We start from the raw sequence: 9,130 nt of genomic DNA, 5'->3' as shown, positions 1-9,130 counted from the left end.
CTTTTTGCTATGCCTTGCGGCTCAATGCTTTATTTAACGGCGACGTGTCAGCGCATCGTCACGCTCATCTTCCGGCGCTTCTTTTTTCGTATCGTCTTCCACATCGCTCAACGATGGCGGTGGCTGGAAGCTGGCCAACAGCGCAATACGGCTTTCCGGCGTTTCCAGGCTGATGCGGCCCAGTGCACCGATGCGGTAATCCTGCAGGAAGATATGCGCCGCTTTTTCCAGGTCGAGTTCGCCGCCCTTGATGCGCAGGCCGCGGCGCAAGGCCACGCCTTCGATCACGCTGACGCCATCTATGCCTTCGGTCGCAAACCCGTAACGCGCACTCAGCAATTGCGGATAACGCACCAGCAGGATATCGGCTAGGAAGGTCGCGACTTCTTCTTCTATCAAGGCATTGCTGCCGATCGCATGGCTGGCGGCCAGCATCAAGCCATCGCTCGGAGGTGCAATCTTCGGCCAAAGCATGCCGGGCGTATCGGTCAGCACCATGTTATTGCCCAGGTACAGGCGTTGCTGCATCTTGGTGACGGCAGGTTCATCGCCGACTTTCGCCACGCGCTTCTTGAGCAGCGCATTCATCAAGGTCGATTTACCGACGTTGGGTATGCCCATGATCATGATGCGCAAAGGCTTCAATGCAGTGCCGCGATGCGGTGCAATTTTCAGGCTCAGGGCGGGAATCTTGGCGACGTCGGATGGCTTCTTGCAGCTCAGCGCAACCGCATGCACGTTTTTCTGTTTATTATAAAAATCCAGCCAGACCTTGGTGGCGGCAGGATCGGCCAGATCGCTCTTGTTGAGGATCTTCAGGCAGGGCCGCTGCCGGAACGTGCGCAATTCTTCTATCATCGGATTGCAGCTGGCTTGCGGCAGGCGCGCATCCAGCACTTCGATGATCATATCGACCTTTTCCATGGCCTCCGCCGCCTTCTTGCGGGCGGCGTTCATGTGACCTGGGTACCATTGTATGGACATGCGTGACTTTATCTGAGGGAAGCAAGCCGCTATTTTACTCGCTCACAGCCCGGACAGATGAGTAGCATGTCGAGCTTGCACAATATTGCCGGCGGCAAGCCGGTCCCGGGGTGTCATACGCGCGTCATATACGGCGTGCACGATACCCGTCTCAGCGCCAACGGGGCCTGGCGCGAAAAGGGCCCCGACCAATTCCTTGCGCTGCGTGCTGCCAGACAGGCAGTACAGAAAAATTGTCTATCGTGCACCTTCTTCACGTCCTCCGCTATTCCCCCCTGATGCCGCTGCGAGCTGGCCGGCAGTGTGTGCTGGCGCGCCTGCAGGCGCCGGGCAGGCAATGATCGCAGCCACCGGCTTGACGTATGGCTCGGATCAATCCGGCTTGATCTGGGGTTACCTGTTCGGGCGCGGGCCGCAAGCCGTATTGATCAGTTCTGCCGAGGCGCTGGCATGGCTGCACCCGCAAGCGCCGCACCCGCCCGGCGAATTCATCTGGCTGCATTTCAACCTGAGCAATACCGCCAGCGAGAAATGGATGAGCGAGCATGCCAGCGTGGCCGACGAATTCAATGAAGCGCTGCACGACGGCTCGCGCTCGACGCGCATCGAGCTGGCAGACAATACGCTGATCGCCGTCGTCAACGATGTGCTGCACAATTTTTCCCTCGACTCTGCCGACACCGCCACCCTGTGGTTGAGCTTGACGCAGCATGTCGTCATCAGCGCGCGCCGCGCACCATTGAAGTCGATAGAGCGCCTGCGCCAGGCCGTGCAAGGCGGCGCGGCGATACGCTCGTCGGTCGAACTGCTGGTGCATCTGTTGCGCGACCAGGCCGATGTACTGGTCAAGATCGTGCGCGATGCCGTCGCGCGTGTAGACACGGTGGAAGACCGGCTGCTGGCAGGTCGCCTGAACCAGCAGCGCAGCGACCTCGGCGCACTGCGACGCATACTGGTACGCCTGCAGCGCTTGCTGGCGCCGGAACCGGCAGCGCTGTTTCGCCTGCTGCAAAAACCGCCTACCTGGGTGGCGGAACTCGATACACAGGAGTTGCGCCAGTCGACCGAGGAATTCTCCGTCGTCTTGAGCGACATGAGCTCGCTGCAGGAACGCATCAAGCTGTTGCAGGAAGAAATCGCGGCGCAAGTCAATGAAGAAAACAGCCGCAGCCTGTACGTGCTGACGATAGTCACGGTGCTCGCCCTGCCTATCAACCTCATCGCCGGCTTGCTCGGCATGAATGTAGGCGGCATCCCGCTGGCCGAACATGCATACGGATTCTGGATAGTGGCCGGCATCGTGGCCACCTTCACCGTCTTCGCAGTGTGGTTCGTGGTGCGCAAGCAAAGACAGGATTGACGGTCAGCCTGTCTCTTCCCGCATCATCGATTCGACATGCTCCCGAGACGGGCAATCTCGCATAGAATCTGGTGGCCAGTCTAAATTCTGTACGCGCATTGCAGGCAGCGCCTACTCGCTCAATCTGTTACGGAAAATACAATGTTCGCCAAAGTGCATGCAGTCGCCAAACAAGTCAGTGAAATCGTGGTCGGCAAGGATATGCAAATACGTCAGGCGCTGGTCTGCCTGCTGGCCGGCGGCCATTTGCTGATCGAGGATGTACCCGGCGTCGGCAAGACCACGCTGGCACATGCGCTGGCGATCTCGCTGGGCCTGCAATTCAACCGGCTGCAATTCACCAGCGATCTGCTGCCGGCCGACGTGGTCGGCATTTCGATTTTCGATCGCGAGAAGAATGCCTTCGTCTTCCATCCCGGTCCGGTCTTCACGCAGGTGTTGCTGGCCGATGAAATCAATCGCGCCACGCCGAAAGCGCAATCTGCCTTGCTGGAAGCGATGGAAGAACGCCAGGTAACAGCCGATGGCGTCACGCGCAACCTGCCGCAACCTTTCTTCGTCATCGCCACGCAAAATCCTGCGCACCAGATCGGCACCTTCCCCTTGCCGGAATCGCAAATGGACAGATTCCTGATGTGTCTGTCGCTGGGCTATCCGGATGCGGCTGCCGAACGCGCCTTGCTGATGGGTGAAGACAGGCGCACCTTGCTGAAGGCGATGCGCATGGCGATGCTGCCGGCCGACCTGATCGCGGCGCAAGCCGAGCTGAAGAATATCCATGTCTCGTCAGCATTGATCGATTACATCCAGGCCTTGGCGCAGGCATCGCGCCAGAATGGGATGTTCGTCGAAGGCTTGAGTCCGCGCGCAACGATAGCCTTGCTGCAGGCTGCGCGTGCATGGGCGGCCATGGAAGGACGCAATCACGTGATCCCGGAAGACGTGCAGTCGGTATTGGTGCCGGTTGCCGCACACCGCCTGCGTGCACTGAAGTCGACTGCCGGCAGCGCCTTGAGCAGCCGCGACCTGGTCGTGCAGATGATGAAATCGGTAGCCGTCTGATTCAGGCGCATCGATACAGACGCATCATCAGGCAACGGTCATGACTCGCACCTTGAGCACGATGCTGCACCAGTGGACGGACAAGTGGCTGTTCAAGCTGCGCGATGCCGAACAGGGCGAAGTCATGCTGAATCAGCGCCGCGTCTTCATCGTGCCTACCCGTGCCGGCCTGACCTACGGCGTGATGCTGATCGTGCTGTTCCTCTGTTCCGTCAACTACGACCTCAGCCTCGGTTTTGCGCTGACGTTCCTGCTGGCCGGCTGCGCGATCATAGACATGCACCTGACCTTCCGCAATCTGGCCCATCTCTACCTTCGGCCGGGCCGCGCTGCCGCCGTATTCGCCGGCGAAGATGCACAGTTCGAACTGCACTTGGGCAATCGCCGCAAGCATGATCGCTATGCGATCTGGCTCGCCTTCATCGTCGGTGATGGCGCTGCGATAGAACAGGTGACAGATATTGCGGCCGACAGCAGCACCAGCGTCACCCTCAGCACGCCTACGCACGAACGCGGCTGGCTGACCGCTCCGCGCATACGTCTGCAGACACGCTTCCCGCTAGGCTTGCTGCGCGCGTGGAGTTACTGGCAACCGGCGATGCGCGTACTGGTTTACCCACACCCGGAAGAAAATGCCCCACCCCTGCCCCTGATCGAAGGCGAAAACGCAGATGGCCGCGGCCATGCCGGACATGACGACTTCGCCGGCATACGCGCCTATCAGGCGGGCGACTCGATACGCCATCTGGCATGGCGACAAATCGCGCGCACAGACCATGGCCCGCTGGTGACCAAGCAATTCGAAGGCGGCGCCAGCAGCGAACTGGCGATCGACTATGCAAAATTGCCGAGCGTAATGGATGTCGAATTGAAGCTTGCACGCATGACGCGCTGGGTGCTGGCAGCAGAAGCGCGCGGCCTGCCATATGCCTTCCGTCTGGGCAGCACGCATTTTCCTCCCGATGCAGGCCCGGCCCATCAAGCCGCCTGCCTGCAGGCGCTAGCCTTGTATGAGCGTGCTGCATGAGCGTGCTGCACAAGGTCTTGCCATCACTCGCCACGCGCGCGGCACGTCCTATGTCGCGCGACAAGGCAGACACGCTGTTGCTGCTGTTTGCCTGTGCGCTGGTACTGGCACCGCATGCCTTGCATCTGCCGCCGTGGATCACCGGCCTCAGCATAGGATTGATGCTCTGGCGCGGCTGGATTACCTTTCGCGGCAACCGCATGCCGCCGCGCTGGCTCTTGCTGCCCATCGCGGTGCTGGCGATGGCTGCCACGTATCTGAGCTTCAAGACCTTGTTCGGCCGCGATGCCGGCGTGGCGATGCTGGTGCTGCTGCTGACATTCAAATTGCTGGAAATGCGCGCCAGCCGGGATTTGTTTGTCGTCGTGTTCCTGAGTTTCTTCCTGCTGCTGACCAATTTCTTTTATTCGCAAACCATAGCCACAGCAGTACTGATGGTGGCTGCGGTGATTACGATCCTGACGGCGCAACTATCGTTTCAATATACCGGCCTCGTGCCGCCGCTGCGCAAGCGCCTGCGGCTGGGCACGATGATATTCGCACTGGCAGTCCCGCTGACTGTGGTGCTGTTCATCCTGTTCCCGCGCATACAGGGGCCGTTGTGGGGCATGCCTGGCGACGCCAATACGGGCCGCAGCGGCTTGTCCGACAGCATGGCACCGGGCAATATCGCCAAGCTTGCACTGTCGGGCGAGATTGCCTTTCGCGTCAAGTTCACCGATCCAGTACCTGAACAATCCAGACTGTACTGGCGTGGCATCGTGCTCGGACAATATGACGGCCGCACCTGGACCAGGCGGCAAACGCGCAATCTCCAGAGTAAAGCGATTACATTAAACACGCGCGGCACTCCGGTACGCTATCAAGTCACGCAGGAGCCCGGCACGCAACCGTGGCTGTTTGCCATCGAAATGCCGCAGGCGGTACCGCAATTGCCCAACAACCGCACCGGCGTCACACCCGATTTGCAACTGGTGTCGGAACGCCCGATCAGGGAGCGCGTACGCTACGATGTGGCGTCTTACCTGGATTACGACCTGCAACCGGATGAGAACCGCTATTCCTTGCAGCAATGGCTGGAACTGCCGGCCAGCTACAACCCGAATGCAATGGCCTTCGCAGCCGAGATGCGCAGGCAATCAGCGGATGACCTGACGCAGGTAAGCAATGTGCTGAAATTCTTCCGCACAGAAAAATTCAGCTACACGCTGGAACCGCCGCTGCTGGGACGCAACGGGATTGATGACTTCCTGTTCTCCACCCGCGCCGGCTTTTGCGAACATTATGCTGCTGCCTTCGTCGTCCTGATGCGGGCGATGGATATCCCGGCGCGGGTCGTGACCGGTTACCAGGGCGGCCAGCTCAATCCGGTCGATGGCTACCTGACGGTACGCCAGTCGGATGCGCATGCGTGGGCAGAAGTCTGGATAGAAAAACGCGGCTGGATAAGGGTGGACCCGACCGCCGCGGTTGCCCCGAACCGGATCGCGCGCAACCTGGCCGGCGCCGCTGCAAGCACACCCGCATTCGGCGGCTTGATCAACATGAATGTAGGCGCCAATTCATGGCTGCGCAAAATCAGGTTTGGCTGGGATGCCGTCAACAATGGCTGGAATCAATGGGTGTTGAATTACACGCCGGATAGGCAAAAGAGTTTGCTGCGTGCGCTGGGCCTGGGTGATATCGACTGGCGCACGATGACGGCGTTGATGTTCGCCGCTGGTGGTGTCATCATGTTGCTGATTACCTTTCCACTGCTGGCCAACCGCAGGAAAATCGATCCGGTCGGCGCTGCCTATGCAAGGCTATGCAAACAAATGGCGCGACTGGGTTATCCGCGTCAGCCCCATGAAGGTCCGCGTTCCTATTCCGTGCGGCTGATGTCCGCTCCTGCACTCACGCAAGAGCAGAAGCATGCCGCCAGAAATTTTCTGATCCTGTATGAAGCCGCGCTTTACCGTCCGCTGGCAAAAACATCGCTGCCCGACTTGCTGTCGAAACTTAAATCACTATTGAAACTATCTCGATGAAATCTGCATTATTTACCCGCCATGCCTCATTGCTTGCACTCTCTTCAGCACTGGCCCTGACCGGTTGCGCCTTTGCGCACGACAACAGTAGTAAAGCGCACACACCGATCAAGAAGAACAAGGTTGTCAAACCTGTACAAGGCGATGAATTCGCCAACTTCAACCAGTGGCGTGATGTCAGCGATTTCATAGACCAGATGGTGGAAAAAAACGGCTTTGACAAGCAACAGCTGCAAGCCACCCTGAGCAAGACCCATTATGTAGACAGCGCCATCCAGTTGATGAAACCGGCGCCGGCGAGCAAACCCAAAAACTGGGTCGCCTATCGCAGCCGCTTCGTCGAACCTGTACGCATCGATGCCGGCGTCGCCTTCTGGAATGTGCATGCAGATGCGCTGGCGCGCGCCGAAGCGCAATATGGCGTGCCGGCAGAAATCATCGTCGCCATCCTCGGCGTGGAAACCGTGTACGGCCGCAACACCGGCAACTTCCGCGTAATGGATGCGGTCACGACGCTGGCCTTCGCCTATCCAGATACGCCTAACCGTACTGCGCGCTCAGCCTATTTCCGCGGCGAACTGGAAAACACTTTGCTGTTTGCGCGCGAATCCGGCATCGATCCATTTTCACTGCTGGGTTCCTATGCAGGAGCAATCGGCTGGCCGCAATTCATGCCGGGCAGCATACGGAAATTCGCCGTCGACTTCGATGGCGATGGCCGCATAGACTTGCGCAATTCACCAGTGGATGCAATTGGCAGCATCGCCAGATTTCTGGTGTTGCATGGCTGGCGCAGCGGCGAACCGGTGGTATTTCCAGCACGGCTAGACACGACCGGCAGCGAATGGCAACGCTTCATAGGACAAGGACTGGAAGCGAAATTCAGCCTGCAGGAATTGAAGGCGGCGGGTGTGACGCCGCTGATCGAACCGCCGGCCGGCATGCCCTTCGGTCTGGTTGATTTGCAAAATGGCGAAGAGCCGACCGAATACTGGCTGGGTGCAGCCAACTTCTTTGCGATCACGCAATACAACCGCAGCTTCTTTTATGCGATGTCGGTTCATGATTTGAGCCGCGCAGTGCGCATGGCGCGCAATTACTAAGACACGAAACCGCCACCACAGCGGTGAGCGTCTGGCCGCTTAACGGGCTGCGGCCGGCGCCTTCAGGGTTTGCATATCGATTTGTATCGATACGCCATCGCCAGTGATCCAGACTTGTGCATCCTGTATCGTGCATTGCAACTGCATGTTGCGCTGTGCCAGCTTGGCCAGCGCCTGACTGGTCGCTGCCGGCAGATTGAATACGCTCAGGTTTTTTGCACGATCGACCTTGTTGGCAATCTGGTTCCACCAGATATTGCTCATGCTGCTGTAACTGTAAATGATGACCTGGCTGGAGCGACCGCAGGCTTTCATGATGCGCTTCTCATCCGGCTGACCGACTTCTATCCACAGATCGATCGCGCCGGTCAAATCCTTGAGCCACAAATCCGGCTCGTCATCCGCACTCAAGCCCTTGCCGAATGCCAGCGCCGCACTTGCGTGTAAAACAAAGGCCAGTATCCTGACCATCATCCGCTCATCGGTTTCAGAAGGATGGCGCGCAATCGTCAGCATATGCCCATCATAATAGTGCCGGTCCATGTCAGCGATTTGCAGGTCGGCTTTGAAGATGGTTGATTTGAGGGCCATGAATTTTTGCTCTTGATGTAAATGCGGTGATGAAGCGTAGCGCTTGACGGTGGCAAGAATAGCCGATCTGCCGCTTGCATAGCGATCATTTTTTGCATGCGCAATGCAATATTGCTGCGTTTCTATCTAGGTAACAGCAACTGTCGACACCAGCGTTTAAAATGGACGCCCTACCGGAAAGCCCCACATGCAAACTAACACTCCCTCCGCATCCCGCGATGCGATCATCACAGCGACCCGCACATGGCTGGAAAAAGCCGTGATCGGGCTAAACCTGTGCCCGTTCGCAAAAGCCGTGCATGTCAAAAACCAGATCCGCTATATCGTCAGCGCGGCGACAGACACGGAGGCATTACTGAGCGATCTGGAAAATGAATTGCAGGCCCTGCATGCAGCAGATGCTGCCGACATTGATACGACACTGTTGATCTTCCCCGACGTGCTGCAGGATTTTATGGATTACAACGACTTCCTGGAAGTCGCCGATGCAGCAATAGAAAAACTGGAACTGGATGGCGAAATCCAGATTGCCAGCTTTCATCCGCAGTATCAGTTCGCCGGAACGAAAACGGATGACATAGAAAACTATACCAACCGCTCGCCTTACCCGATCCTGCATCTGCTACGTGAAGCGAGCATAGAACGCGCAGTCGCGGCATTTCCAGAGGCCGAGATGATATTCGAAAAGAATATGGAAACCTTGCGCCAGCTCGGGCTAGAAGGATGGCGAAAATTGTAACTTGCCGCATTATCAACTTAGGCTTATTATTATTTTGATAATAATCTGAGTTGCCGCTGTTTCATCCCTTTTCTTCGGCTTGATATAATGGCGTATTGATTATTAGCAAACTGGATCCACATAGAAAATTGTATTAAAACAATTTTTCAAAAATAAACTTACTTTTTGGAACTTTTCCCGTATCGCATATAACTAATAAGATACAAAAAAGACACTGAGTTTTAATTGCTTTTT

The 9,130-nt window shown here is 57.5% G+C and carries 8 protein-coding genes; 6 read left to right on the top strand and 2 right to left on the bottom strand.

All coding sequences use genetic code 11. The features are described from left to right. Positions 1-33: 33 nt before the first annotated feature. Positions 34-984 carry a ribosome biogenesis GTPase YlqF gene (gene ylqF, locus Q7T06_RS01565; RefSeq protein WP_304779007.1) on the bottom strand — a complete coding sequence of 317 codons (951 nt, stop codon included), beginning with the start codon at positions 982-984 and terminating at the stop codon, positions 34-36. Positions 985-1,321: 337 nt separating this feature from the next. Here ylqF and Q7T06_RS01560 point away from each other — a divergent pair, with 337 nt between their 5' ends. The 5 genes from Q7T06_RS01560 (at position 1,322) to mltB (ending at position 7,566) form a co-directional block, all read left to right on the top strand. Beyond that, on the top strand, positions 1,322-2,344 hold the full coding sequence (locus Q7T06_RS01560; protein ID WP_304779004.1) for a transporter: 1,023 nt from the start codon (positions 1,322-1,324) through the stop codon (positions 2,342-2,344). Between the two features lie 141 nt (positions 2,345-2,485). Continuing rightward, positions 2,486-3,406 (top strand): MoxR family ATPase, encoded by a 921-nt coding sequence (locus tag Q7T06_RS01555; RefSeq protein ID WP_304779000.1) that lies wholly within the window; start codon positions 2,486-2,488, stop codon positions 3,404-3,406. Positions 3,407-3,446: 40 nt separating this feature from the next. Next, positions 3,447-4,433, top strand: a complete 987-nt coding sequence (locus Q7T06_RS01550) for a DUF58 domain-containing protein (RefSeq protein ID WP_304778997.1) — start codon at positions 3,447-3,449, stop codon at positions 4,431-4,433. Continuing rightward, complete coding sequence (locus tag Q7T06_RS01545; protein ID WP_304778993.1) at positions 4,430-6,463, top strand: DUF3488 and transglutaminase-like domain-containing protein; 2,034 nt, start codon at positions 4,430-4,432, stop codon at positions 6,461-6,463. The genes Q7T06_RS01550 and Q7T06_RS01545 overlap by 4 nt, the downstream gene beginning before the upstream one ends. Then, entirely contained in the window at positions 6,460-7,566 is a 1,107-nt protein-coding gene (mltB, locus tag Q7T06_RS01540) for a lytic murein transglycosylase B (RefSeq protein WP_304778990.1), read from the top strand. Before Q7T06_RS01545 ends, mltB begins: the two co-directional genes overlap by 4 nt. A gap of 39 nt (positions 7,567-7,605) precedes the next feature. On the opposite strand, the gene Q7T06_RS01535 is transcribed toward mltB, so the two are convergent. Further along, positions 7,606-8,157, bottom strand: a complete 552-nt coding sequence (locus Q7T06_RS01535) for a YaeQ family protein (protein ID WP_304778987.1) — start codon at positions 8,155-8,157, stop codon at positions 7,606-7,608. 187 nt (positions 8,158-8,344) lie between these two features. Between Q7T06_RS01535 and Q7T06_RS01530 the strand changes: the two genes are divergently transcribed. Then, positions 8,345-8,896, top strand: coding sequence for a DUF1415 domain-containing protein (locus tag Q7T06_RS01530; protein ID WP_304778984.1), 552 nt, complete (start codon positions 8,345-8,347; stop codon positions 8,894-8,896). The last annotated feature ends 234 nt before the right edge of the window (positions 8,897-9,130 follow it).

This window comes from Herminiimonas sp. (assembly GCF_030645555.1).
Lineage (GTDB): Bacteria > Pseudomonadota > Gammaproteobacteria > Burkholderiales > Burkholderiaceae_D > Oxalicibacterium.
The sequence above is the reverse complement of the archived record's forward strand: the minus strand, read 5'-3'. Positions and strand labels throughout refer to the sequence as shown.

Coding starts and splice junctions, on each gene's coding strand:
- Q7T06_RS01555 (WP_304779000.1), top strand. CDS start 2,486: ATGTTCGCCAAAGTGCATGCAGTCGCCAAACAAGTCAGTGAAATCGTG.
- Q7T06_RS01560 (WP_304779004.1), top strand. CDS start 1,322: ATGATCGCAGCCACCGGCTTGACGTATGGCTCGGATCAATCCGGCTTG.
- Q7T06_RS01550 (WP_304778997.1), top strand. CDS start 3,447: ATGACTCGCACCTTGAGCACGATGCTGCACCAGTGGACGGACAAGTGG.
- Q7T06_RS01535 (WP_304778987.1), bottom strand. CDS start 8,157: ATGGCCCTCAAATCAACCATCTTCAAAGCCGACCTGCAAATCGCTGAC.
- Q7T06_RS01530 (WP_304778984.1), top strand. CDS start 8,345: ATGCAAACTAACACTCCCTCCGCATCCCGCGATGCGATCATCACAGCG.
- ylqF (WP_304779007.1), bottom strand. CDS start 984: ATGTCCATACAATGGTACCCAGGTCACATGAACGCCGCCCGCAAGAAG.
- mltB (WP_304778990.1), top strand. CDS start 6,460: ATGAAATCTGCATTATTTACCCGCCATGCCTCATTGCTTGCACTCTCT.
- Q7T06_RS01545 (WP_304778993.1), top strand. CDS start 4,430: ATGAGCGTGCTGCACAAGGTCTTGCCATCACTCGCCACGCGCGCGGCA.